The organism is Pseudomonas sp. JDS28PS106 (genome assembly GCF_036706555.1).
Lineage (GTDB): Bacteria > Pseudomonadota > Gammaproteobacteria > Pseudomonadales > Pseudomonadaceae > Aquipseudomonas.
Window position 1 is genome coordinate 298221 of the sequence record NZ_JBAJGT010000003.1, and the last position, 25342, is coordinate 323562.

Genomic DNA, 25342 nt, shown 5'->3' on the forward strand with positions numbered 1-25342 from the left:
TTGAAAGTCGATGAAAGAATCAGTGTTGCAAAGACTGCGTTGCATTATTTAGCGCCTTGGACACGAAGTCGCTCAACAGGTCGGCAGAGCGGGCCTTCATGTCTGCGCCAACGTCGTTGTTGCGTGCCCGGAATTTGTTTGCCAGGTCAGGTGAGTCATCGCCGTCATTCAGCGAACGCAACTCCTGCGCGGTGAAGGCATGGGCATAAGCGGCAGCGAGATTGCGATCCCATTGCGCCTGGAATTCGGGTTGCAGGCGTTGCAGTTCGTTCTGCACCAGCTCCTGAGCCTGGGTCTTGCCCAATTGCTCCACGAGGTTGGCGAACGTGACAGTGTGCGAGGCGACCTGGTAACCCAACCAGCCGAGGCTATCTCCCAGGTGCCTCTCGCGAACCAGGGTCAGCGCGGTGTCTTCGGCCTCGTCAGCCTGTGCCGGACGCGGGACATCCTGCATCAGGCAGACAATCAGTGCCAACAGGGTATTGAGAATGACGAGCGGTCTCGCCTTGCGATCAGTCATGGCCTCCCTCGCGCCCGTTCCGCCTATCCTGCGAACTTAACAGCAATTGTGGCCTTTGCCACGACACCGGTCGCACAGAACGCAATTTCTGCCGTTATCAGCAATGCCGTTCCCGCCACTGGGCTCCGCTCATGCGATAGATGCGCACGCCGAGGCGGTGATACTGGCTATGGATGTAGTGCCGGAAACCGTTCTTGTGCAGCACTTTCACCGAGGCGACGTTGTCCGGCTGGACGATCGCAATGATCGAGTCGATTGCCAGAGTCTCGAAACCATACCCAAGCACGGCCCGCACCGCTTCGGTCGCCAGCCCCCGGCCCCAGCACACGGTATCCAGCCGGTAGCCGATTTCGACCTCGCGAGCGCCGTCGACCTGCTCGGCGTTCAGTCCGCAGAAGCCGATCAGATTCCCGCTGGCGCTGTCGATCACGGCCATCGGACCGAATCCGTCGGCGTGGTAGCACTCGATGCAGTTATGGACGAACTCGCCGACCGCGCGCTCGTCCATGACGCCGCGCACCGAGTAGCGCATGACCTGCGCGTCGCCAAGGATTCGCGCAAGCGCCGGCACGTCGGTGTCCTGAAAATGGCGGATGACCAGTCGCGGGGTCATCAGCGCCAGAGGCTCGCTGTTCATGATGTGATCACAGGCTGGTGCTGACCTTTTCGGCCACGTCGGCGGGAAGCCAGCTCTTCCAGACCTCAGGATGATCCTTGAGAAAGCTTTGCGCAACGGCCTTGGGATCCTGCCGCTTCTCGCTCATGCGGCCCAGGGTCTGGTTCAGCAGATCGATGGGCAGATCGACTTTTCTGAAGAAGGTCACCAGTTCGGGATATTGCTTGTCGAACGCAGCGGATACGCCGATGGACAGGTTGGCCGCCAGCGAAGCACTGCCACGCGGGTTGGGATTGCTCGCATCGGTCAGGGTTTTCCAGGCCTCGGCATCGAACGGCGGCTCTTGCAGACGGATCAGTTTGTGGCGACCGAGCAAGGGCGTCGGTGACCAGTAGTAGAACAAGACCGGACGACCGCGACGGATCGCCGAATCGATCTCGGCGTCCAGCGCCGCGCCCGAGCCGGTGCGGAAGTTCACGAAACTGTCGTTCAGGCCGTAGGCCTTGAGCTTCTGGGTGTTGACGATTTCCGACGTCCAGCCGCTCGGGCTATTGAGGAAGCGCCCTTTGTCCGGCGACTCGGGGTCCTTGAACACCGCCTTGTAGCGGCTCAGGTCGGAAACCGCCTTGAGATCGGGCGCCATCGGCTCGATGCCCTTCGCCGGATCGCCTTTGATGACGTACTCGGGCACCCACCAGCCTTCGGTGGCACCTTTGACGATATCTCCCAGCCCCAGCACTTTGCCTTCGGCCTCGGCCTTGACCCACACCGGACTGCGGCCGGTCCACTCCTCGCCTATCACCTGGATATCATTCCTCGCCAGCGCGGTCTCCAGGCTGACGGTACTGCCCGGCAGTGTATCGGTCCTGTAGCCGTAGCCCTTCTCGACGATGGTTCGCAGCACTTCGGTGATCAGGCTGCCACTCTCCCAGGTCAGATCGCCAAAGATGATCGGCTTGCCCTGATCGGCCGCGGCCGCCGGTTGGCTGAGCAGGCCCAGCGCCAGCAAGGACGAAGCCAGGAGTGTTGTTATTGATTTCATGATGACCTCGTGATGGCCCGGGGATCGGAGATGTCCGAATTTATCGACAGCACCGGCGGCGAATTAGTTGTCGCGGCCGGCGACTTTGTTACCGATGTATCATGCGCGCCTGTCGCCGCTGACAGGTGCCCGCCCAGAAGGTCATTCCTGAACCATGTCGGAAATTGAAATAGGTCCCCTGCCCGATCTGTCATGGCCGTTGCTCAACAAGTTCTATCGTGAGCATCGGTCCCCCAAGCGCGCGGCAAAGGACAGCCAGGCGTGGGTCGCCAGGCAGCCCGAGTTGCTGGCAGCCCTGTCGCTTGGCGAAGTGGAGGATGGCTACTGGCTGACGGGATTGTTCGTTGCGCCCGAGCGCCGGGGCCAGGGCCTCGCTCGACGCCTGATCGAAGCAGCTTTGTTCTCGGTGCACGGGCCGACCTGGCTGTTCTGTCACCCGCAGCTGCTGGCGTTCTATCAGCCGATGGGCTTTGAACCCGCGCAACGCCTGCCGCGAACGCTGGGTGAGCGGCTGATGCGCTACAGCCGCAGTAAACCGCTGATCGCGCTATGCAGGATGCCGAGCGTCACGACGCCAGTTCTGGAAACAACACTTCGGTAAAGCCAAAGGTGCTGAAGTCCGTGATGCGCGAAGGATACAGCCGGCCGACCAGGTGGTCGCATTCGTGCTGCACGACCCGGGCATGGAAACCATGGGCCAGCCGGTCGATTGGCTGGCCATCGGGGTCCAGCCCTTCGTAACGGATGCTCATGAAACGATCCACCTTGCCGCGCAGACCGGGCACCGACAAGCACCCTTCCCAGCCGGACTCCACGGCGGGATGCAACGGCGTGATCACCGGATTGAGCATGATGGTGCGCGGAACGGCTTCGGCATCCGGGTAGCGCTCGCTGCGCTCGAAACCGAAGATCACCAGCTGCAGGTCAACACCGATCTGCGGCGCCGCCAGACCGACGCCTCCCACGCTTTCCATGGTCTCGAACATGTCGGCGATCAGCGCCTTGAGCTCGGCGCTGCCGATCAGTTTCTGCGGTACAGGCGGGGCGACCCGCAGCAAGCGCGGGTCGCCCATCTTCAAGATTTCACGGATCATGATTGCAGGCGTCCTGGTAAACGAAAGCCTTATCCTCGCACAGCCGGATCAGCGTCCTCGGATTTTTCGGAAGCGGGCCTGGAATGATCGCGGCCCAGACCTGAGACATGACGCTTCTCACTGGCCGGCTGTTCGCCGTCGCCTTCTTCCTTCTCGCCCTTGTCCTTGCCTTCAGCCGACATGTGCTCGATCACCGCGTTCATTTCCGCACCCAGCAACAGGACTGCCGACGAGATATAGAAATACAGCAAGAGCACAATAATCGCACCGATACTGCCATACATGGCGTTGTAATCAGCGAAGGTCTTCACGTAATAGGCAAAACCCAGCGACGCGATGATCCAGACCACGACAGCCAGCACCGACCCAGGCGTGATGAATCGGAAATCCTGCTTCACGTCTGGCATCACGTAATAGATGAGCGCGACCGCCACCATGAGCAGAATAATGATCGCCGGCCAGCGCAGGATGGTCCAAAGAGTCACGATGAAATCTTCAAGGCCCACCTGTGAGGCGATCCAGGTCATGACTTGCGGACCCAGAATCATCAGAGCAGCGGCGATCAGCAGCATGCCGGCAATGCCGACGGTATAGAGCACCGACAGCGGCAGACGTTTCCACAGCGGACGTTCTTCGACAACGTCATAAGCAGCATTCATCGCGCTCATCAACAGCCGCACACCGGCGGACGCCGTCCACAAAGCGACGAGAATACCGATGGAAAGCAGGCCGCCTTTCGATTGCTGCAGTTGATCGATGACGGGATTGACTTGATCCATCGCTTCAGGAGGCAGCAGCACTGCCGTCTGCTCGCGCATCCAGGAAAAGAAATCGGGGAGATGCAGAAAGCCGATCAGGGCTATCAGAAACAACAGGAAGGGAAACAGGGAAAACAGCATCTGGTAAGCCAGAGCCGAGGCGTAGGTGGGCATCTCATCGTTAATGAATTCATTAACGGTGCGCACCATCACTTTGCCCATTGGCAGTTGACGCAATGTGGGAAAAATCATGGCGGTTCCTTTCGCTCCGTAACTGCCAAACCATAGTTCTTGAAACCGATGCGCATCGTCATCTCGGGCAACTGGATGACGAACAGTATTGCGACGGTGCCAAATGGACTGAACGGGCCGTAAAAGGTTTCAGTTCACAGGCTGACAGCATAACGGCCATCTTGAGCTGGAGATGGCCGTTATGCCGGGGTCCTTGCCCCCGACATCAGGTCGGGACGGACTTATCAGGCCTTGTCGACGCCTCTCTTCAGCGTGTCCTTGGCATCCCCCTTGATCTGCTGGCCTTCGCCCTTGATTTCCTGGGCCTTGCCTTCGCCTTGCAGACGGGAATTGTCGGTCGCTTTGCCAACGCCTTGCTTGACGTTGCCGACTGCTTCGTTGGCCATACCTTTGATCTTGTCGCTTGTGCTACTCATGAGAAATCTCCTGACTATGGATGATCATGTTGCACCGACTCGTCGTGAGCCTGACATAAAGATGGACCGGAGACGCTTGCCAAGAGTTTCATGTTTTTTTGCTCAGGCGTTGCGCTTCCCCCACGCCCGGCTCCCTGACGGCCCGCACACATGCGAGAATGCGCGACGCGCTGGCCGGCATCGTCCGGCACGCTGGACAACCCGATTCACAGGAACGCTATGAAACTCGATAAAAAGCTCGCCATCGCACGCAGAAACCAGAACCTGGGCGGTGCCGTGCTCGGCGTCAACAACACCCACTTCGCCGTGCTGGATCACAAACGCAACATCTGGTGGTTCGACCTGCCGGTCACGCGCATCCAGGTGGGCCAGTACGAATGGATGCACTTGCTGCTGCACACGCCCGCCAACGATCAATTGCTGCACCTGAAGGTGACGACCGTGTTCCTGCGCGACCACATCGAAGGCCTGGAAGTGCGCAATGCCGGCAAACGCAAATCCACCATCAGCCTGGAGCTGAGCGCCGACAAGGATTCCTTCCTCAAGGACATGCGTCCGCGCGGCAGCAACCTGAGCTTTGCGGGTTTTTTGCAGAAGTGATTGGGTGATAATCCATCTTTCGCACCCTGCCGGGCAGAATGCGTTTTCGTTTATCGCCAGCAAGCTGGCTCCTACAGGTGTGCGTGTAGGAGCCAGCTTGCTGGCGATGAATGCAACGCAGATCCGACCGTTTCTCCAGTCGACCGCACTTTTCCAGGGCTCCGTCAGTCAGTGGTAATTGGCGGTTACGGAGTTACTGGAAATGAACATCGATGGACCTTTCAAGCTCGACGTCTGGAGCGACTACGTCTGCCCGTTCTGCTATCTGCAACTGCCGATTCTCGACCAGCTTCGGCAAGCCTATGGGCAGCGCATGGAAGTGAACTGGCATGCTTTCGAACTGCGTCCCGAACCGGTTTCGGCGCTGGATCCGAACGCGGATTTCCTGCGGGCCATGTGGTCGCGCGCCGTGCTGCCGCTGGCGGAAAAGCGCAACGTCGTGATGAAGATGCCCACTGTGCAGCCGCGCAGTCGCAAGGTGCTGGAGGCAGCCGCCTTCGCGCGGTCGGCAGGGGGCTTCGACGCGTTTCACAAGCGGGTGTATGAAGCCTACTTCGAACAAGGCCATGACATCGGCCACGTTCCGACCCTGATCGAACTTGGCGGCGCGGCCGGGCTGGATGCAGACGCCTTGCAGCAGGCGCTGGACGGCAACCTGCATGCCGAAGAAGTCAGCGCCGATCAGCGGCTGGCGGCGAGCCTGGGACTGCGGGCCGTGCCCGTGCTCCTGCTGCGCAAGCCCGAGCAATCGCTGGAACAGGCCAAGGTTTTCCACGGGACCCTGCCCTTCGAACGTGTCCAGCAGGAGGTCGAACGCCTCATTCGCTAAAGCCTGGCGACCTCGCTCTCACAGCCTAAAGGAATTTCAGACCAGCTCGATGCGATCCGGATGGATGAGGATCCGGCCCTGCTTGTACAACCCGCCGATTGCCTTCTTGAAGTTGCCTTTGCTGACGCCGAACAGACCGCTGATGACTTGCGGATCGCTCTTGTCGCTGACAGGCAGGCTGCCGCCATTCTCGCGCAGTCTGGCGAGAATCTTGGTGCTGAGTTCGTCGGCCGCTTCAGCGCCGACTGGTTGCAGGCTCAGCGCGATGTTGCCGTCCGCGCGCAGCTCCTTGATGAACCCGCGCTCTTGCTTGCCCGGCCGGAGGAACTTGAAGACCTCGTTCTTGTGAATCAGGCCCCAGTGTTTGTTCTCGATGATTGCCTTGAAACCCATCGCGGTTTCCTCGGCGACCAGCAGGTCAACCTCTTGACCAACGCGATAGCTGGCGGGCGTCTTGTCCAGATAACGGTCCAGACGCGCGGTGGCGGTGATACGGCGGGTGTGCTTGTCGAGGTAGACATGCACCACGCAATAGTCGCCGGCCTGCAGATTGCGTTTCTCTTCCGAGAACGGCAGCAGCAGATCCTTGGGCAAACCCCAATCCAGGAAAATGCCGATGCTGTTGACTTCCACCACCTTGAGGCTGGCGAACTGACCGACCTGCACCTTGGGCTTTTCAGTGGTCGCGAGCAGCTTGTCTTCACTGTCCAGGTAGACGAACACGTTCAGCCAGTCTTCATCTTCGGTCGGGACATCTTTGGGGACATAGCGATTGGGCAGCAGGATTTCGCCGTCCGGCCCGCCATCCAGATACAGCCCGAAGTGAGTGTGCTTGACGATCTGCAAGCTGTTGTAGCGCCCGACTAAAGCCATTTTTCGATTACCCTGTTTGCAAGGCCGGCATTCTAACCGACTTTGCCGAGCCGTTCTCGGCGTGTGGTCGGCAACCGGCCGCTCGTCAGGTAGCCAACCAGGGCGGCGGACTTGCCCGCCAAGGTGGCAGGCCTGAAACGTCCAGTCAAAACAGGCAGTTAGCGACAGCCATCTCGCCACACGGCGGTCAGCGATGCCACAGGCCAAAGAAAACGCGAATAACCGACCAAGCGAGGCGCCCGCCTTTACTGTACGATGGCTGGCCGTATTACGTTTTTTGAAGGTAAATGGCAGCCATGCGTATCAAAGCTTCTCACTCCAAGCCCAAGCCAGCTCCAGCCGTTGAAACCAGCGACTCGATCAACGAGCAGATCGCGGCGTTCCTGAAGTCTGGCGGTGAAATCCAGCAGATCGCCAAGGGCGTGAGCGGCCAGACCTTCGCCCCTTCCAAGCACATCAATCTCGGCAAGAAGTAAGCCTTCACGCTTCTTCGCTCTCCATGCGCCCTGACCGGGGCGCTGGACCGATACCTCTCCCGCGCTGGAAATTGCGCCAGCCCCGCTGCTACTCTCTCCTCATCCTTTGCGATCATCCCGGCAGGAAGACGCCCGGAACGTTGTCTCATTTGCGGAATACACGAATGAAGAACTGGATGCTTTTCGTCGCACTGTTGTCTCTGGGCGGCTGCGCCTCGCAGCGTTGCGCCAATCAAATGCCCGACAACGAGACGCCCGGCAGTGCGTGCATGGATCAATACGTGCTGTACCGCAACGACATGCTGCAGGCCAAGCTTCTGGTCAGCCAGGGCGACCCTGCCCGATACGAGCTGGCCCATGCACTGCTGCGCCGCGCCGCGGTCGACGACAGCTCCGGCGAGGCCGACTTCTACCAGGCGGTGCTGCTGATTCGCGAGCAGGGTGACCGTCAGCAGATCATCGATCTGCTGAAAGACGCCGCCAGCCACGAACACCCGCTGGCGATCGCGCTGCTGTCCCAGCAATTGACCCTCACCGATCCGAAACAGGCCGAGCATTACAAGGCCCGGTACGCGGAACTGGACGTGGCCAAGAGCGGCTACCCCTCGTTCGAGCAGGCGCTGGTCGTGATCCGCAACCTGGTCATCCCGCCCGCCGGCCACGGCTCCGCGACCAATTGACGCCCCGCTTATCGACGAACGGCGTTTCCCTGCGCCGTTTCGCCGGTATGCTTGCAGCGCTCTAGCTCGCGGCTTGTGTCGGGCTCTCATGCCGCTTTCGATACGCCATTCCTGATCACCACTCCTCGACACACCAGGGAGTGAGCCATGCTCGGTTTTCGTTTATTCGCGCTTGCTTCAAGCGTCCTGTTGTTCAGCCATCCGGTTTCCGCCCAGATCATGGAGCGGGAGTTGGGAGACTTCGCCCTGAAACTGGGGACCACGCCCAGTCGCAGCATGGCCCAGGGCCTGGTGACCCCCACCGGTGGATCGGGGTCGTTTCACGGCGGGCTGGACCTGACGCACGACAGCGGCTTCTACATGGGCCAGTGGGCGCCGAACATGGGCGTGGCCGACGGGACCACCCTTGAAGTGGACTCCTACATGGGCTTCAAGAAGCCTTTCGACAATACCCTGGGTTATGAACTGGGGATGATCCGCTACAGCTATCCCGAAACGGATCAGGTCGATAGCCACGAGTTCTATGCCGGCCTGAGGGTATTGAACAGTCGCGTCGGCGCGGCATTCAGCAACGATGTCGGCCGACGGGACAGCACGGTGTTTGTCGATCTGGGTGCCATCGAACGCCTGGGGCTGGGGGTGCGCATGCAGTATGCGACCCATCAGTTCGACACGCCACAGACTGCCGGCGACGGCGCGCTGATCAGCGGTTTCAACGACTGGTCCCTCAACCTGACGCGCCCCTGGCTGGGCATCGACATGAACCTGATCTACAGCGATTCGAGCCTGAGCGGCGACGGCTGCACGGTCTACAGCGGGCATAACGCACGTTGCGAGCAGACCTTCACGCTCAAAGCGGTGCGTTCGTTCTTCTAGCCTGCCGATCCGGTTGAACTGCCGGCCTCGCCGCTTCTCTACAGTACGTGCCTCACCTGCCCGTTCGTCGAGGAGTCGTCATGCAGTCCCTGCTCAAAGCCTTCTTCACGCTATCGATGACCCTTGCGCTGCTGGCCGGCTGCAGCCAGGTCGGCGTCGCGTATCGCAACCTGGACGTCATCATTCCATGGACGCTGAACGACTATCTGGACATGAATTCGGAGCAGAAGAGCTGGCTGGATGAGCGTCTCAAGCAGCACTTGAGCTGGCATTGCAGCACCCAGTTGCCGGGATATCTGACCTGGCTGGACCGTCTTGAAGAAATGGTCAGGGCCGACAAGGTTGATTATCAAGGCCTGGAAGCCCGCACCGCTGAAGCGAAGGATGCCATCGGCACCATTTCCCGCCAGATCACGCCTTCGGCAGTGGAGCTGCTGTCGCGCTTCGACGACAAGCAGGTCGAGGAGATGCGTATCGCTTTCGCCAAGGACCAACGCAAACGCGAAAATCGTTACGTCAACGAGCCGCTTGAACGGCAGATCGCCGAGCGGGCTGACCGCATGGACAAGCGCTTGAGCCCTTGGTTGGGCAAGCTGACACAGGCACAGAAGGAACGTATCCACGCCTGGTCGACATCTCTGGGCGAACAGAACAAGGCCTGGATCGATAACCGCGTGCATTGGCAGTCGCTGTTCTTGAAGACGGTCCAGGATCGCCAGGCTGCGGACTTCCCTCAGCGTATCGCCGCGCTGCTACAGGACCGCGAAACGTTCTGGACGCCCGAATACCGGGAGGCTTATAACCGGACCGAGGACGCGGCGATTGCAATGATCGTGGACATCTACGCCATGAGCACGCCGGAACAGCGCCAGCGGCTGCTGGCCCGGATTGCCGACATGCGCAAGGATTTCTCGGATCTCGACTGCCTCAAAGCGGCGCGACAGGGCAACTGATTCACCTGCCGCGCCGCCACGGTCAGGCGACTTGAGCCTTGGAGGCGACTTCGTCGAAGGTGACAGGATCGAGGGCATCCGGCTGCTCGTCCAGCACCTGACGCGGATGATCGTTACCTGGAATGCTGCTGTCGATCATTGCCAGCAGGCTTGAGCCGCGCGGGGTCAGGGAAAAATTCGATCCGGTGCCACCGTCCTCCGTGGCGCGCGGCTCGATGTAGTGATGCTTGACCAACAGCGCTTCCAGGTCCGCCGCCTGCTGTTTCAGGTGATCCAGATCGCCGATGGCCTCGCCTTCCGCCGCCTTGGCTGCGGCGTGTTCTTCGGCATACTTGCGTGGAGCGAACGAAGTGCCGGCGCTGTTCTGGACTTCGTGCAGCAATCGTTCGATCAGGTCCCAGTCATAAGTCATTGTGTTAAACCTCCGTCCAGCATGGATGAAAGGCCCATGACATCCACTCACGGGCGTGTGACTCAAGATTGTGACCTTCCTCGATACCGGCCGTTCAGCGGGGCAGTGCTGAACTTTGGAGGCTTGAGAAGGCTCCACCTTTCAGCCACCTGACCATCCGAGGTCGCCATGAAAACCGCCGTGAGTATCGTCGTCACCGCTACCTTGTCATTTGCCATGCCTGTCTGGGCATGTACGCCCGAAGAGGCCACGATCAAACGTGAACAACTGGCTGAGAAGGTCAGGAGCCTGACCCAGCAGAATCCGCAGAAAGCGAAAGAGATCAACCAGGAGCTGGAAGACATGCACCTGGAAACCGCCGCGCAGGACCTGCCGGACAAGTGCCAGTTGATCGATCAGCGCTTGAAGGAGCTGGACGCCGCGGCGCAGAAAGCGGATGGGTGACCGTAGGAGCCAGCTTGCTGTGGGCGGCATTCCGACGATCTGCCGCACAGCGGCAGCAAAATTATCCACCACCGCGAACCAGCCAGACCGCGTCATCGTTCATCGCCAGCAAGCTGGCTCCTACATCGCACCTATGATGTGCCGCGGTTTATTCCGCTGCGGGTGACGGTGTAGTGCGCTTTTTCAGCGGCGCCATACCGTCTTTGCTCACCAGCGAATCGGACTTGGGACGATTCGCAGTCTTGCGCTTGGTCGGGCCCTTGGCAGCCACTTTTTTCTTGTCACCCTTGCTGTCGGTCTTTTTCTTCTTGGTGCCGACGGCCTTGCCCGAGGCCTTGACCTTTTTCGGTCCACCGTAGGTGCCTTTGACTTCCTTGATGATCCGGCGCTCGAAGCTCTGCTTGAGATAGCGCTCAATGCTGGACATCAGGTTCCAGTCGCCGTGGCAGATCAAAGAGATCGCCAGCCCGTCGCTGCCCGCGCGGCCGGTGCGGCCTACACGGTGCACATAGTCGTCACCGCTGCGCGGCATGTCGAAGTTGATGACCAGATCCAGACCTTCCACATCCAGGCCGCGAGCCGCCACGTCCGTTGCGACCATGATCTTGGCGCCGCCCTGCTTCAGGCGATCAATGGCCGCCTTGCGGTCCTTCTGATCCTTGTCGCCGTGCAGCACGAACGCCTTGTATTCCTGAGCCACCAGACGGCCGTACAAACGGTCAGCCATCGCCTTGGTGTTGGTGAAGATGATCGCCTTCTGATACGTCTCGTTGGCCAGCAGCCAGTTGAGGATCTGCTCTTTATGGACGTTATGGTCAGCGGTGAGAATCTGGTGACGCGTGCCGGACGCCAGTTCGCTGACGTTATTGAGCTGCAGGTGCTGAGGGTCCTTGAGCACCTTGCGAATCATTTCCCGCAGACCGGCGCCGCCGGTGGTCGCCGAGAACAGCATGGTCTGCTCGCGCTGGGCACACTCGGCGGCCAGGCGTTCCACGTCCTCCGAGAAGCCCATGTCCAGCATGCGGTCGGCTTCGTCGAGCACCATCACTTCAACGTTCTTGAGGTCCAGATTGCCCGCGTTGAGATGTTCCAGCAGGCGACCCGGCGTGCCGATCAGTATATCCGGCACCTTGCGCAGCATGGCGGCCTGGACCTTGAAATCCTCGCCGCCGGTGATCAGCCCCGACTTGACGAAGGTGAACTGCGAGAAGCGCTCGACTTCCTTGAGGGTCTGCTGCGCCAGCTCACGGGTCGGCAGAAGGATCACCGCACGGATGTCGACCCGCACCTTGGCCGGGCCGATCAGGCGATTGAGGATCGGTAATACGAATGCAGCCGTCTTGCCGCTGCCGGTCTGCGCCGTCACCCGCAGGTCGCGCCCTTGCAATGCCAATGGAATGGCGGCGGCCTGCACAGGCGTAGGCTCGACGAAATTAAGCTCGGCCACGGCTTTAAGCAGGCGTTCGTGCAGGGCGAATTCGGAAAACACGGGTGTTACCTCGACGAAAAACATAGATACAGCTGCATAGCCTAACGGTTTCGCGCCCCGAGGCCGAGTTTCTTTACCACTCGCTGCCTTTTTTTGTTACGGAATCTGCTATCACTGCCTCTGGCCGGACAGTAATGGTCTAATCGCGCCCCTCCTCCGCTCAACGACTCGCAAGGTTTTATGGACGTACTACATCATTCAGGAAGGGCTATCACCGGAGAAGCGCGCCGGAATACGCAAATGCGATGATGGTTACTTCATCCTGAGTTAGCGACGTCCATCTGACCATGATCATGACCGCCGGCAGCAAAGTGTTAAGAAAATCGATCTCAGGGAGTGAAGAATAGCTTCCAACACCCCGCCTACCGTCCGTGACCCGCTGATCCGGCAACCTCATCAGCGCAGAGATCAAGGGTCAGTCAGCGCTGTGAAATACGCACATACTTTGTTGCGGTCGGAGTCTCTGATGTCGAATAACCGGTGCTCACGATCCAAGGCGCTATAAGCGGCGAGTTGAAATGAGGCAATCTAGCTTTCTACAGGGTTTCGGCGCGAGGCTGACGATAGATGGAGTGCTCCTTCGCACATCAGCAAGCCGACTGCGGCCCATATCGGTATAAATGTCATCCATTCATCCCTCTGGATCTGCTCTCCAAGTATAAGCGCCACCCCGACCATCAAGACAGGTTCAACATAGCCAAGGAGCCCGAAGAGGCCAAAAGGCAAGAGCCTGCTGGCTACTGTATAGCAGATGAAGCCGGCTGCACTGATGATAGCCAGTAGAGGCAACAGCAAATACAAGCGAGGAGCCTCGGCGACAGCTTGCATCCCTGCGCCATGAGCGAAAGCGAAGTATGTTGCGATCGGATAAGTGAGGAGGATATCGAACCAGAGCCCTCCGGTATGCGCAGACGCCAAACGACGGCGCAACAGGAAATAAAGCGGAAATCCTAGCGCGACCAGTAATGTAGGCCACGCGATACCGCCAACCCTGTATATCTCGTTCGCTACTCCGGCCGCAGCACACAAGGCCGCGAGCTTCTGAGGGCTGCTAAGACGCTCACCATAAGCAAGGCGCCCAACCAATAGCATTACGAGTGGCAGCAGGAAATATCCCAGAGAAACGTCCAGTCCATGACCATTGATTGGAGCCCACATGAACAGCCACTGCTGAGTTCCCAAAAGCGCGCTGCTCAGACAGAGCAAGGGAAATATGGCTGGTACGGAACGGATGCGCTTACAAAGATCAGTGACGTTTCCCCAATCCTTGGACAAGATTAAAAACACGGTAATGGCCGGAAGCATCAGCAGCATTCGCCACCCGAATATGGCCTGCCCGTCTAAGGGGTGTAGAAGCGTGGCGTAAAAATACAGGCCTGCAAAAATCGCAGACGACGCCACAGATAAAGCAACACCTTTCAACAAAAGGCCTCCAAAAAAACAGGTAACTAGATGATTAACGGTGTTAAGCGCCCCACGGCGACGTGCCCGCGAATTTGGACTCAATCCAGGCTTTGAATGCCAGGACGGTCGCCGATGGAAACTTCGACGATGGCCTGACCAAGTACACCCCGCCTGTGGCGTCCAGCCTCCACTGAGGGAGCACCCGCACTAGATGTCCAGACGCGATCTGACGGCTCATCAGCCACTCGCCAGCGCCCAAAATCCCGTGGCCGGATAGTGCTGCAGAAAGAAGCGTCTCGCTGTCGTTAGAGGTCAGCGTGCCCGTGGTCATCACCGTTTCCTGACGCTCTCCTTGATGGAGTCTCCACTCCGGAAAAGAACGCAATCCGCTGAACCGTAGACAGTTATGCTCAATGAGATCTGCCGGTGTCAGGGGCATGCCAAACCGCTCGATGTAACTGGGTGACGCGCAGAGGATTCGCTGGTGGTCACAGAGTTTGTTTGCGATCAGCCTGCTGTCATTGAGCTCGCCTATTCGAAGAGCAGCGTCATAGCCCTGCTCGATGATATCGACGACATGCTCGCTGTAGTCTGCAACCACGCACACATGAGGGTGTGAGCTTAGAAACTCGGGCAGCATTGGCCCAAGCCACAAACGCCCCATAGCAGCGGGCAACGTCAACCGTAATAGGCCGCGAACCTCTGCAGCGCCTGAAATGGCCTGCTGTTCAGCTTCAGCGATCAGCCCTAGCGCAGATCTCAACTGCTGCTCCAGCTTCGCACCCACTTCGGTGATCCGAACCTGCCGCGTGGAGCGCTCCAGCAGACGCACGCCCAGCCTTTTTTCCATCGCAGCCAGGCGCTTGGAGATTACGGTCGGATGGCGCTGGAGCTGTTTCCCAGCGGCCACAAATGAGCCCTGACCAGCTACCGCCAGAAACGCCGCTATCTCATCACTATGCTGACTATCGAGAAAGCCATGACTCATGGTTTAAGGACAATCGCTCCTGATGATTTTCCTGACTCAAGCGCCTCGTGCGCTAGAGCCGCCTCCTCCAGCGGGTAGGTCTTCCAGATCCTAGGTGTGATAATTCCCGCTTCAACTGCCGCAAGTACATCGGCCGCGCGTTCTTGGTATTCCGCCACGGACGACGTGTGCGCCGCAATTGAAGGGCGAGTAAGAAACAGGGAGCCTTTGGAATTCAAAGTTGCCAATTCGACTGCCGAGGGCGCGCCCGATGAGGCGCCAAACGATACCATCACTCCTCTCGGTCTCAGACTGTCGAGAGATGCCTCGAAGGTGGCCCGTCCAATGGGATCGAAGACGACATCTACCTTACGACCTTCAGTAATATTCGCGACATCCGAAGCGAGGGTATGAGGGTTGAACACCACCACTTCATCGCACCCGACGGACTTCGCCCGCTCGATGCTCTCAGGCTTGGAAACAACGCCGATGACAAATGCGCCTAAATGCTTGGCCCATTGTCCCATTATCTGGCCGAGCCCACCGGCTACCCCATATAGCAGCACGGTCGAGCCAGGGCCGACAGGATAGGTGGTTTTAAGAAGATACTGAGCGGTAATTCCCTTGAACAACACCGCCGCGGCTTGCTCAAACGCTACCCCATCAGGAAGCTTCACCAATCGCTCGGCGGGATAAAGACGTTCGGTCGCGTACCCGCCAAGGGGGCCAGTAGCATAAGCCACTCGATCTCCAGACCGAACATTCATGACATCAGCCCCTACCGACAGCACGGTACCTGCGCCCTCAAGTCCCAAGCCCGAAGGAAGCGGAACCTTTACAGCGCCGTTGCGCTGCGTGACATCCAGATAATTGACCCCGATGGCCTCTTGCTTGAGCAGGATCTCACCGGCGCCCGGTGTCAGGTCGGGCCAGACCTCACGAGCCAGTACAGACGATTCACCAGGGTGAGCGAAGCGGATCACTTCGGCCATGCATTTGCTCCAGTCAGTGTGGATTCTGAATCAGTATGCGAACACAGCGCGCTGTGCACAAGACCGGCTAATTGCAGCCCATAGCTGCAACAGATGCAGCAATAGTGCATCGCGTTTCTTCTGTCCGAGCCTACCTGTCCTACCTTTTTACAGGAGGCTCACAAAGCCAAAGGGAGCCTGCCGGTTCATACTTGGCGGACAAACCGATCAGGAGGCCAGCAGGCAGCCCATTCGTGGTTCTCGCAGAGTGTTGACTGCTCTGCGCCATCACCGTCTCACCTGATCGAGCTATGAGATGTAATCACTCACGAGCCTCAATCACCTGTTCGTCCTTCTTCTCAACCGTTCGGGTTCTCGTCGCAGCCCAGCAAACGAGGGAACCGACCGTCACCAGAAATGCCCCCTGCCAAAACTGGATTGTAAGCGCGGCTCCGAGCCACAAAGCTGCGAATGCGGACGTGAGCACTGGGGCCGAATAAGATGCGGTTGCGAGTAAGGTCAAATTGCCACGCAAGATCCCCATGTTCCACAGTGCGTATCCTCCGGCCATCGCGCCCCCCGCGGCCAGAATCTCCAGCCCACCGCCCCATGTCATTTCAGGAAGGACTTCGTTGCTGAATGCATATTTTGTCCATAAGACACCTGCTGTCAGTACGAAGAACAGAGCCACAGCATTTCCGCCGCCGGCATAGCGGCGAGTTACGTTGCAGTACAGAGCGAAAGTGAACGCGCAGCTCAATGCCAGGCCATAGCACAGAGGATTGGAGATGACGTTAGCGACAACACCTTCCCCTGAAAGGCCTTCTCCGCTTACCGCCCGAAGCACGCCGAAAAGGGCCAAGGCAGTACCGGGAACAATGCTCCACCTAGCTCGTTGACCATTCATAACGATGGCTAAAAGTATGGTGAGAGACGGCCAAAGGTAATTGACCAAGACAACTTCGATCGCTTGAGTGCTGCTCGCCGCATATCCAACGGCAAGCGAGAGACATACCTCGTAGGCTACAAATAACGAAGTTCCAACGACTAGGTAAACCTTCGAAAATTTCCGGATTCGAGGCCTACCAAGGAATATCAGCAGAAGCACAGCCCCAACTGAATACAAAATCGCCGTGCCACCCAGGGGGCCAAACACCTGGGTCACGCTTCGAATCAAGGCGGTGGACGTGCTCCATAAACCAATCGCAGCCAGACCACATAGTGTGGCGCTGCGCTCATTACTGACAAGCATTTCATTTCTCTTAGGGGGAACGACTGATCGGCGAGACGGCAAAGCCACGTTTCGTTTCTAAGCCGGCTGACACTGCAATTCGTCTTGGGGGATCGGTGCCTCCTCTCGAATGAGACGACACATCTGGAGAGCACGCCAAAACTCGATCGGAATGACCGCATTCAAGGTCTCGATGTTCTCGTACAGTTGCTTCACGCTTCGACAGCCCGGGATGACAGTCTTGATAACCGGGTGAGCAAGGATGAATTGAAGAGCTGCGGCTTTGAGCGGAACGCCAAACTCCATACAAAGACTTTCTATCCTGCGGACTCGATTCAGCATGGCGTCATCCGCAGGGGCGTAGTTGTACATTGCCCCCGCCACTGAACCAGTAGCCAGGATACCGCTGTTGTACCCACCACCAACGATGACTGATACCTGTCGCTCGTGGCACAGCGGGAGAAAATCGTCCAGGGGGTACTGCTCCAGCAAGGTGTAACGGCCTGCCAACAACACGCAATCAAAGTCGACTCGGCGAATTGATGCGAGAGCTACATCGGATTCGTTCACGCCTACCCCGATAGCCCTCACTACCCCTTGATCACGCAAATCCAGAAGCGCCTTCGCCGCTCCGTTCATGGCTTCATTGAAAACGTCAGGCTGCTTATTTCCATGGGTTACTGCATCGACCTCGTGAATCAGAGCGACATCGATGCGTGCAAGACCGGTGCGCCGCAAACTGTCTTCAATTGAACGCATGGCACCATCGTAGGTGTAATCAAAGTGCCGGTCGAAAGGCAAGCCGTTCACCCAAGGGGTAAAGTCAATCTCGGCTTTGGCTTTAGGCGAGAGCAATCGGCCGACTTTGGTCGATAACACGTAATCGTCACGCGGCTTACAGCCTAAAGCATGCCCAAGGCGAACCTCGCTCAAGCCGTGACCATAACTTGGCGCTGTATCGTAAAACCGGACGCCAGCTTCCCATGAAGCTTCAATCAGCGCCTGCGCATCGAACTCGCTCATTTCCCGTTTGAAATTACCCAACTGAGCCGCTCCAAACCCGAGGGCGGTTGGGGTCAGGCTCGACCTGGGCCATTCTTCTCTCTTTGTAGCGTTCATGCGGTTAATCCCGTTACAAACCATCCAGCGCAAAATCTTGGACATGCCAGTATTGAGGTCTGCCGTTGGCAGCTCTAGAAAATGTTATTGAGCATCGACGCGCGAAACCGTGGTCAGCCCCATATGTCGCCAACCGTGAAGCCTTCAGGAAACGGATCGTCGTGATCCAATACGAGCGTGTTAATACCAGATATCCAACTGGTTCCACTGATCTCGGGAATCACAGCGGCATAGGCTCCGACGGTGGTGGTTTCCACGAGCTTGCCGGTATAGACGATCCCGAGAATACCTTCGTGACGAAATGCTTGATGGGGTTGCAGCAACCCTTTTGCATAAAGCACTGCCATTTTGGCGCAGGTGCCGGTGCCACTGGGGCAACGATCCAGCGCCCCTGTCCAGGTAGCCGGGTTCTCCCAGTCAAAACTGCCTGTCGCCATGGTTACCACGTTCTTCCAGTCGGCGCGAGAGCCATCAGCGGGGCCAGATAGCTGCGATACGGTGATGCCGACGCCAGGGTAATCCGGATGGGCAACCGGCAACTGCTCAATAGCAGCTTGGCAGATCATTGCACTGATACGAGCGATCTCACGACCATGCTCTGGACTCAAGCGGAGGTGTGGGAATTGACGTATGTCCGTAATCACGTAGAACATGCCGCCCCAGGCCACGTCCACCGTCACTTCGCCCAAATAAGGCACGTTGATAACCGCGTCCAAATGGACAGCGAAGGCCGGCACATTTCTGAACGTAACGCTTTTGACTTTGCCGTTCCTGCATTCGGCTCTACACGAATTAGCCCGGCGGGCGCTTCCAGAGTCAACTCAGTAAACGGCTCTGCCATGGGAAGCATGCCCATTTCCAACAGCACGGTCGCGACCGAGATCGTATTGCCGCCGGACATCAGTGGATACTCGATCTGCTCCAGGATGATGTAGCCGGCATCCGCCTCGGGATGGCACGGCGGAACAATCACATTGCAGCAATGCGGGGGATAACCACGGGGCTCGCGCAACGCCAACTTTCGTAGCTGGTCATCGTTCTTCTCAAGCCACTTCATTTTCTCGTAGACGGAGCTCCCTGGAATATGGGGCACCCCGCCGGTGACCACCCGCATTGGGATGCCCGAATGAGTATCCACCGCGTGCAACGTCCTTTTGAAACCCATGTCCTGATGTCCTGTTTTGAGTGAACAGCATCGAATACCGATGGAGCGGCTGCGTCATAGCAGCATGTCATTCCTAAGGATCGACAGGTCTTACAGAGCAGGATTTATGCCAATGAAAACCAGGCGCAGATAGCAGGCCCAGCCGCCCCGCCACGCCCTAAATCACTGAATTGATTGAATTAAGCGATCGTTCGTCACTACGTAGTGCGTGCCAGAATGACGCGGTTGTGGACTGTCGATAGTCGAGAACTGTTATACCGCTGATATAATGTGTCAGGACGGCACAATTATTCCTTCGCAAAAAGATATATGAGCCATTTTGCGACGTAGTAGTTAAGTGCGATATCGGTTCTCTCCCCGCCTTGGGCGCATGATCTGACCTTGCATGCTTTGCACAATCGCGCGTGGAAGATGCTGACTATCGCTGACTTTACCTGATGGCTCCGGCCTGCCCCGGTAGCGCATGCTACCTTCCAGTTTCTCGCTGGCATCAAACCCTACCAGCCGCTCAGATGCTCAGTCCGGGACATAGCCATGCCGTGCATAAAACCTGTCCATCTCTTTCGGAAGCGGTTCCTGCTGAGTAAGCACCCTGACGTACTCGGGCAGGCGTTTCATGCGCACATCACGATCCTCATTGGTTTGCATCGTGATGTAACCGATCTGGATCAAGTAGATAGCTCGCGAGCAGACATCCGCAGTCAGATCGCTGACGCCGAAGCGAATGAACATCTCACAAATGGCGGACATCCGTTGCGCATCTGCGGCTTCGATCTCTGCAGCAATGTCGGCTGACTGCAGGGCCCAGCTGCGCATGGCGAACTCTAGCCTGGCATCGAAAATCGCCTGATCGAACCAACAGTCAGTGACGTTCAGCATTGCCTCCGGAAGGCTCTCGGCATAGGCGCCGGCCTGCCGCACCACGCTTCCAGTATTTTTTTCGCGCCAGCGGGTGACCAAGGCCTCAAGTAATGCCTCTCGATCCTGGAAGAACCAGTAGAAACTTGTGCGGGACTGACCCAGTTTTTTTGCCAAGGGAAGGATTCGTACCGAATCGATACCCGAGTCCAGAAGCAGCTCGAAAGCCCCGTCCAGCCAGATATCGGCTGTGCCTCGCACAGCGCTGTCCAGGTCATTTTTTTTTTTGCGAACTGTCATTGACGCCTCAAATCATATCGTTGGGTCATGCTTTACCATATCGGCCTGAAAACCCGGAGTCTGGCGAAATCAGGGCCCGCCGAGATTGAGCAGAGGATACACCCGTCAAACGAAGGCACGCACACGGCCGCCTCGAGCCGCCAAGATTTTAATACCAACAAAGCAGATCGGCGCACGAGTAAGACCGATTCCCGATGCCAGGCTGCAAGTGAAGTCGCGCCTCCCTCTGCACTACCGCCAGCGCCCTATTGCTCAGGTTAGCGGACGACATCTTTGACCTGAGACCCGCCGGTGTCGCTGTCTAGTTTGCTCGCGGGGCTCTTGCCATACACGAGCATCCCGCTCGCGAAAATGAGCAGCATGCCCACGCCTGTTGAAAGCATCGGGGCCGCATCAAAAAGTACGATCCCGTAGAGCGTAGCGAAAGCGATTTGCAGATATCCCAAGGGCGCCAGTGTTGCAGACGATGCATAGGTGTAGGACTTAGCTATCAGGTAATGGGCACATAACCCCAGGCATCCTAGTATCAGCAGCATCACCCACTGGGCCGTACTCGGTTGAACCCAGAAGAAAGGAACGGCGACGCTTAACATACCTGCGCTGAATATGCCCACATAAAAGCTGCAGGCCGCTGGGCTGTCCTGTTCCCCCGCGAGCTGGGTCAACATCAGGTACAAGGCGAAGAAGAAGGCCGTTGCCAAAGGGAACAGCATATACAGCGAGAACGAGTCGCTCGCTGGATTGATAACCATCAATACCCCAATAAACCCGACAATCACCGACAACCACTGAGCTCTGCCGGATCTGACTCGAAAAAGAAATGGCGACAGCAAGGTGACGAAGGCTGGCGCTAGAAAGACGATCGCGGTGGACTCTCCCAAGGGGACATGCGTGAGCCCATACATGAATGTCAGACTGTCGATCAGTAGAACCACGGCCCGTAGCAGGTGTAGCCATGGTCGTTTCGTTTTGAAGTGATGGCCCCCGCCTCGGGCGGCCATCACGCTGCTAACCAAGACCGCATGGACAACATAGCGAACCCAGGCGACGAAGATCACTGGAAGGCTCAGCATCAGTGTTTTTGAAATGGCGTCGTGACTGGCGAACACAAAGGCCACGCTCGCCATCAGCCACATACCTATGATTTGAGATCGAGGGCGATGCATATCACTCCTTAAAAAGTTGAGGTGCGATCGCCCTCTTCACCGTGACGCTGCGGCTGCTCAGGGTACCGCCTATTCGAGTGGTGGCCGACAACTCAACGGCTATGACAGCCGTTTTTCTTGACAAGAAACAAACCAACGTTCGTTTCAACATCCTTGTGCCTCCCTAGGCAAGCCCCCGGATGTCGCATGGAAATATTTTACGAAGGTAATCAGGTAGTTAAAAAAACCCTGACGACATAACTGTACATCAGTCTTGACACATATGTCTAGATGATCCAGCCTCTGGTCATCGAGGCGCGAACACAGATCGACCCGATTGGCTTCCATGAAGAAACGAGAAAGCCTCGCCAGTTGAACGGCCGGCCGTACCTGACAAAAAAGAGGGTAACAATATGGGCAGCAATGCAAATCGCAGCTTGGAAAGTAAAACCACTTCATTCCACGAGATTCCGGTTGTCGACCTGGCGCCCCTGCTGGACGGTAGCGACCCGCAGAAGGTATCCAGGGAAATTGGCTATATCTGTGAAAACATCGGGTTCCTGTACATCAAGAACCACGGGGTACCTAAAAGCCTGATTCAGGATGCTTACAAGCTGACGGCGGAGCTGTTCGCTTTGCCATATGAAGACAAGGAAAAGCTCAGCATCGTCAACTACGGCGAGATCTTCCGCGGCTACATCCCGATGTACACCGAGAATGCTGACCCCAAAAACACAAAGGATTTCAAAGAGTGTTTTGACTTGGGCAAGCACTACGATGAGGTTTCACCTTTCTTTGGCCCTAATCCGATCCCAGAGAAAATCCCGCGCTTCCGGGAAGTGTTTGAGCAGTACCATGACGAAATGATGCGTCTTTCGCGCAAACTCATCGGGGCGATAGCGTTGAGTCTGGATTTGCCTGAGGACTACTTCGAGAAATTACAGCGCAAGCCAATCACTATTCATCGCTTGAACTACTACCCGCCGCAGACCGGCCAGATCTCAGTGGGCGAAATCGGCACAGGCGCACACACTGATTATGGCTTCCTGACCATTCTGTCCCAGGACAGCAACGGCGGCCTTCAGGTTCAGAACCGTGAGGGTGAATGGGTAAGTGCTCCGCCCGTCGAAGATACGTTCGTAGTGAATATCGGCGATTTGGTTCAGACGTTCACCAACGACCGCTATCCTGCTACGCTCCACCGCGTAATCAATACCAGCGGAAAAGCCCGATACTCCATTCCGTTCTTTATCGATCTGGACTACGACGCCGTCGTCGAGGTCGTTCCCACATGCGTGTCGCCATCGAACCCCGCCAAATACAAGCCGTATACTTGTGGCAAATACAAATACGATAAGTTTTTGTCGACTTACACACACCTGCAGAAGGCACAAGAGCGCGGCTGATTACTGCGACAGACCCTAGTTGGGACTTGGCTACGAGATCAGGGGCCCGAAGCATGTGAGCTTCGGGTTCTCCTGATTGAAGTGGCTTCGTTAGTCCAGAGGCACCCAGATATAGGCCATTTCACCGTCAGCTTCAATGCGATATGTGACAGCTCTGGCACACCCCTTGGGTGCGTTGAATGCAGCACCTGTCACTAGATCGAATTCAGCGAAATGAAGCGGGCAAACAATGCGTCCGTTTTCCAGGAAGCCTTCCGCCAACGATGCGCTGGCATGGGGGCACTGCTCTTGTATGCCGAAATACCCGTCACCTACACGCGCTATCACAATCTGGCCTATACCGACCACAGTGACCTGCTTCAAATCCCCCGAGGAGATATCACCTATCGACCCTATCAGCTGCCTTACTGTCTGCCGCGGGGCTGTGTCGCTCGGACGGCTGTCTACATCCAGTGGCCGCTGAGCCTCTCCCCCTGCGAGCCTCGCCGCAAAACGGTGCACATCCATTGGCCGGTTGATGCCGACGGCAAAGGTTTCGAACTGCCAGAAGGGCGCGGTGGTACTGTCACAGGAAACTGGCCGAGCACCCGGGTCGGGTGAACCTGCTACCTGGATGGAGAGGTCATATTGATCTGACCAGAATCGCTGAACGTATGGCGGCGGCCGCTCCAAGCCCAAAATCGCCATAGCTGCCCTCCCCGCCTGCTCGGTTGCATTCTGCCAGCTCTCGATCCGCATGCCTCGCAGGCATTGGGCTGACCGTTGGCGGGAGACGTCTCCCACGGCGAAAACGTCCGGATCGCTGGTGGCGCCATCTTCATCTGTGAGTACACCGTCCTCGCAGTCCAGGCCAGCATGCTTGGCAAGATGATCATTAGCCGCCATTCCAATAGCCACGATTAGAAGATCGGCTGTTTCCACAGCCCCATCGAAATGGGCCTCGATCCTATCTGGATACTCGTGAAACACTGGTTCGCAGCCCAGATGAAGTTTCACCCCATGGCGTATATGTTCTTGAGCGATGTAGTCAGCTACGGCTTCTGGAAGCACCCGGGAACACAACCTGGCTTGGCGGGCGAACAGTTCGACATCGATGGAAATCTTCCTGGCAGCGCTGGCTATTTCCAGGCCCAGCCAGCCACCCCCTAAGACAAATACTTTTTGGGCGCCCTCGAACGCCCTTTGCAAATGCTCCGCATCAAGGACTGTCCGGATGCTATGGGTTCGACCGTACCCCCGACTCACCATCGGCATCCGACGTGCAGAACCGCCTGTGGCGATCACTAGATGCCCATAGGGATATGAAGCTCCATGCGCAGTCTCGACGACCTTGGTTTGCCGATCAATGTGTACGGCACGCTCGCTGAGCCTAAGCTCTATGCCCAATTGGTCAGCATCCGTAAAAGACAGCACATGGGTTAAAGGGGGAGTCCCGGGCGCTGGCAGAACAAAAGTTTTCGATAGCGGAGGCCGCTCGTAGGGAGCGTGACCCTCTTCACCCAAGATCGTAATAGGGCCTGTGTGACCATATTCTCGGAGCATCCGGGCCGCCGTGGCACCTGCCTGCCCTCCCCCTATGACTACTACCGGCGATCGGTAGCTTGCAGCCTGATCGAGGACAACGGAATCACCTTGCTCCACCCAGCCATCCTCAACGACATCGCAATAAATTCCAAAATCTTTGTCAAAGTGGGATATCAGCGCTCGCAACACCGATCGGTCTTCGGGGATATCGAACTGCTTCAAGGTTGTGAAGCTGCAGCGACCACATGGTTTAACGCCGCGCAGACGGAGACTGCCCAGCTGAAACTCCTGCCCTATCAGTTGGTATTCCGGTGGAGCATTTCTCTGAGAATTCGGTAGATCCACGACAATATTGGGTCGAAACCGCCGCACATCCACCAGGCTCTCGGGGATAAGCGACTGGAGCTTCGCGAGCGACTGGCGGCTTAGTAGATGAATCGGACTTAGCTTGTAGCGGTGAGCCAGGACTTTACCCGAAACGTTTGCCCCGTACGGACGGACGCAGACTTGGCGCTGATACAACTCGCACAGAGCCTCCCTAAATTGAGGGTCGTCATGAGATAGCCACTGACGACTGTCAACCGACATTTCCAGCTGACCGCCTTTACCCAGTCTGGCAAGAAGTCGAGGGACGGCGTGCCACTCTCTTTTAGCCGGATCTGCTGGCTCAAGTGTTTCGTCATCAAAGACAGCATAAGACCTGTCTCCACTGAGCCCGGCCTGTACTGCGTAAGCCCGCGGAACTCTTTCACCACCTGCCGAGCTAACAGGGTATCTCCAGATCGCGTCTACAGCGCCTATGGGGGTAGCCGTCATGGTCAAGACATTCCGCTCCATTCGATCAGGGTTGATAAGGTCAAGCTAAAGTTGAAGGCAGAAAAAAACTGCGAGCCGGCTTGATAGTCGGTTCGCAGTCTCAGGA

Annotated in this window: 26 protein-coding genes and 1 pseudogene; 9 read left to right on the forward strand and 18 right to left on the reverse strand. The window is 57.5% G+C overall.

All coding sequences use genetic code 11. The features are described from left to right. Nucleotides 1-19: 19 nt before the first annotated feature. The 3 genes from TRP66_RS06685 to TRP66_RS06695 all read right to left on the reverse strand — a co-directional run bounded on the left by TRP66_RS06685 (nucleotide 20) and on the right by TRP66_RS06695 (nucleotide 2178). Nucleotides 20-520, reverse strand: coding sequence for a hypothetical protein (locus tag TRP66_RS06685; protein ID WP_333400575.1), 501 nt, complete (start codon nucleotides 518-520; stop codon nucleotides 20-22). Between the two features lie 97 nt (nucleotides 521-617). Continuing rightward, nucleotides 618-1157 (reverse strand): GNAT family N-acetyltransferase, encoded by a 540-nt coding sequence (locus TRP66_RS06690; RefSeq protein WP_333400576.1) that lies wholly within the window; start codon nucleotides 1155-1157, stop codon nucleotides 618-620. Between the two features lie 7 nt (nucleotides 1158-1164). After that, nucleotides 1165-2178, reverse strand: a complete 1014-nt coding sequence (locus TRP66_RS06695; protein WP_333400577.1) for an ABC transporter substrate-binding protein — start codon at nucleotides 2176-2178, stop codon at nucleotides 1165-1167. 154 nt (nucleotides 2179-2332) lie between these two features. On the opposite strand from TRP66_RS06695, the gene TRP66_RS06700 reads away from it, so the two are divergent. Continuing rightward, the gene (locus tag TRP66_RS06700; RefSeq protein WP_333400578.1) at nucleotides 2333-2779 is read left to right on the forward strand and encodes a GNAT family N-acetyltransferase; all 447 of its coding nucleotides are present in this window, start codon (nucleotides 2333-2335) and stop codon (nucleotides 2777-2779) included. Here the strand turns inward: TRP66_RS06700 and def are convergent. The 3 genes from def to TRP66_RS06715 form a co-directional block, all read right to left on the reverse strand. Next, nucleotides 2745-3272: a peptide deformylase gene (gene def, locus TRP66_RS06705; protein ID WP_333400579.1), complete on the reverse strand. Its 528-nt coding sequence runs from the start codon at nucleotides 3270-3272 to the stop codon at nucleotides 2745-2747. The genes TRP66_RS06700 and def overlap by 35 nt on opposite strands. A gap of 29 nt (nucleotides 3273-3301) precedes the next feature. Then, on the reverse strand, nucleotides 3302-4282 hold the full coding sequence (locus tag TRP66_RS06710; protein WP_333400580.1) for a YihY/virulence factor BrkB family protein: 981 nt from the start codon (nucleotides 4280-4282) through the stop codon (nucleotides 3302-3304). A 224-nt stretch (nucleotides 4283-4506) separates the two neighbouring features. Next, complete coding sequence (locus tag TRP66_RS06715) at nucleotides 4507-4698, reverse strand: CsbD family protein (RefSeq protein WP_333400581.1); 192 nt, start codon at nucleotides 4696-4698, stop codon at nucleotides 4507-4509. Nucleotides 4699-4917: 219 nt separating this feature from the next. On the opposite strand from TRP66_RS06715, the gene TRP66_RS06720 reads away from it, so the two are divergent. After that, nucleotides 4918-5298: a hypothetical protein gene (locus TRP66_RS06720; RefSeq protein WP_333400582.1), complete on the forward strand. Its 381-nt coding sequence runs from the start codon at nucleotides 4918-4920 to the stop codon at nucleotides 5296-5298. 202 nt (nucleotides 5299-5500) lie between these two features. Then, nucleotides 5501-6127: a DsbA family oxidoreductase gene (locus tag TRP66_RS06725; protein WP_333400583.1), complete on the forward strand. Its 627-nt coding sequence runs from the start codon at nucleotides 5501-5503 to the stop codon at nucleotides 6125-6127. 36 nt (nucleotides 6128-6163) lie between these two features. Here the strand turns inward: TRP66_RS06725 and TRP66_RS06730 are convergent, their stop codons facing one another. Further along, complete coding sequence (locus TRP66_RS06730; protein WP_333400584.1) at nucleotides 6164-7000, reverse strand: CvfB family protein; 837 nt, start codon at nucleotides 6998-7000, stop codon at nucleotides 6164-6166. A gap of 287 nt (nucleotides 7001-7287) precedes the next feature. On the opposite strand from TRP66_RS06730, the gene TRP66_RS06735 reads away from it, so the two are divergent. From TRP66_RS06735 to TRP66_RS06750, 4 genes are all read left to right on the forward strand, one after another. Beyond that, on the forward strand, nucleotides 7288-7476 hold the full coding sequence (locus TRP66_RS06735) for a hypothetical protein (protein ID WP_333400585.1): 189 nt from the start codon (nucleotides 7288-7290) through the stop codon (nucleotides 7474-7476). A gap of 164 nt (nucleotides 7477-7640) precedes the next feature. Then, a complete protein-coding gene (locus TRP66_RS06740; RefSeq protein ID WP_333400587.1) occupies nucleotides 7641-8156 on the forward strand; it encodes a hypothetical protein in 516 nt (171 codons plus the stop codon). Nucleotides 8157-8303: 147 nt separating this feature from the next. Continuing rightward, entirely contained in the window at nucleotides 8304-9032 is a 729-nt protein-coding gene (locus tag TRP66_RS06745) for a TorF family putative porin (protein WP_333400588.1), read from the forward strand. Between the two features lie 80 nt (nucleotides 9033-9112). Further along, nucleotides 9113-9985, forward strand: coding sequence for a DUF6279 family lipoprotein (locus TRP66_RS06750; RefSeq protein WP_333400589.1), 873 nt, complete (start codon nucleotides 9113-9115; stop codon nucleotides 9983-9985). Nucleotides 9986-10007: 22 nt separating this feature from the next. Here the strand turns inward: TRP66_RS06750 and TRP66_RS06755 are convergent, their stop codons facing one another. Continuing rightward, nucleotides 10008-10397, reverse strand: coding sequence for a transcriptional regulator (locus TRP66_RS06755; RefSeq protein WP_333400590.1), 390 nt, complete (start codon nucleotides 10395-10397; stop codon nucleotides 10008-10010). Between the two features lie 168 nt (nucleotides 10398-10565). Between TRP66_RS06755 and TRP66_RS06760 the strand changes: the two genes are divergently transcribed. Continuing rightward, nucleotides 10566-10841 (forward strand): hypothetical protein, encoded by a 276-nt coding sequence (locus tag TRP66_RS06760; RefSeq protein ID WP_333400591.1) that lies wholly within the window; start codon nucleotides 10566-10568, stop codon nucleotides 10839-10841. A gap of 148 nt (nucleotides 10842-10989) precedes the next feature. On the opposite strand, the gene TRP66_RS06765 is transcribed toward TRP66_RS06760, so the two are convergent. The 9 genes and pseudogenes from TRP66_RS06765 to TRP66_RS06810 form a co-directional block, all read right to left on the reverse strand. Beyond that, nucleotides 10990-12330: a DEAD/DEAH box helicase gene (locus TRP66_RS06765; protein ID WP_333400592.1), complete on the reverse strand. Its 1341-nt coding sequence runs from the start codon at nucleotides 12328-12330 to the stop codon at nucleotides 10990-10992. 528 nt (nucleotides 12331-12858) lie between these two features. Further along, complete coding sequence (gene rarD, locus TRP66_RS06770; protein ID WP_333400594.1) at nucleotides 12859-13755, reverse strand: EamA family transporter RarD; 897 nt, start codon at nucleotides 13753-13755, stop codon at nucleotides 12859-12861. Between the two features lie 40 nt (nucleotides 13756-13795). Further along, nucleotides 13796-14722, reverse strand: a complete 927-nt coding sequence (locus tag TRP66_RS06775) for a LysR family transcriptional regulator (protein WP_333400595.1) — start codon at nucleotides 14720-14722, stop codon at nucleotides 13796-13798. Then, entirely contained in the window at nucleotides 14719-15693 is a 975-nt protein-coding gene (locus TRP66_RS06780) for a quinone oxidoreductase family protein (RefSeq protein ID WP_333400596.1), read from the reverse strand. Before TRP66_RS06780 ends, TRP66_RS06775 begins: the two co-directional genes overlap by 4 nt. Nucleotides 15694-15994: 301 nt before the next feature. Continuing rightward, entirely contained in the window at nucleotides 15995-16924 is a 930-nt protein-coding gene (gene yddG, locus TRP66_RS06785; RefSeq protein ID WP_333400597.1) for an aromatic amino acid DMT transporter YddG, read from the reverse strand. Nucleotides 16925-16981: 57 nt separating this feature from the next. Next, on the reverse strand, nucleotides 16982-18067 hold the full coding sequence (locus TRP66_RS06790) for an aldo/keto reductase (RefSeq protein WP_333400599.1): 1086 nt from the start codon (nucleotides 18065-18067) through the stop codon (nucleotides 16982-16984). Nucleotides 18068-18135: 68 nt separating this feature from the next. Beyond that, nucleotides 18136-19187 (reverse strand): annotated as a pseudogene (locus TRP66_RS23545) (proline racemase family protein). A gap of 516 nt (nucleotides 19188-19703) precedes the next feature. Further along, nucleotides 19704-20345, reverse strand: a complete 642-nt coding sequence (locus tag TRP66_RS06805; protein WP_333400602.1) for a TetR/AcrR family transcriptional regulator — start codon at nucleotides 20343-20345, stop codon at nucleotides 19704-19706. A 257-nt stretch (nucleotides 20346-20602) separates the two neighbouring features. Further along, the gene (locus TRP66_RS06810) at nucleotides 20603-21511 is read right to left on the reverse strand and encodes a DMT family transporter (RefSeq protein WP_333400603.1); all 909 of its coding nucleotides are present in this window, start codon (nucleotides 21509-21511) and stop codon (nucleotides 20603-20605) included. Nucleotides 21512-21903: 392 nt separating this feature from the next. Between TRP66_RS06810 and TRP66_RS06815 the strand changes: the two genes are divergently transcribed. After that, a complete protein-coding gene (locus tag TRP66_RS06815) occupies nucleotides 21904-22896 on the forward strand; it encodes an isopenicillin N synthase family dioxygenase (RefSeq protein WP_333400604.1) in 993 nt (330 codons plus the stop codon). 90 nt (nucleotides 22897-22986) lie between these two features. Here the strand turns inward: TRP66_RS06815 and TRP66_RS06820 are convergent, their stop codons facing one another. Then, nucleotides 22987-25257: an FAD-dependent oxidoreductase gene (locus TRP66_RS06820; protein ID WP_333400606.1), complete on the reverse strand. Its 2271-nt coding sequence runs from the start codon at nucleotides 25255-25257 to the stop codon at nucleotides 22987-22989. Between the last annotated feature and the right edge of the window lie 85 nt (nucleotides 25258-25342).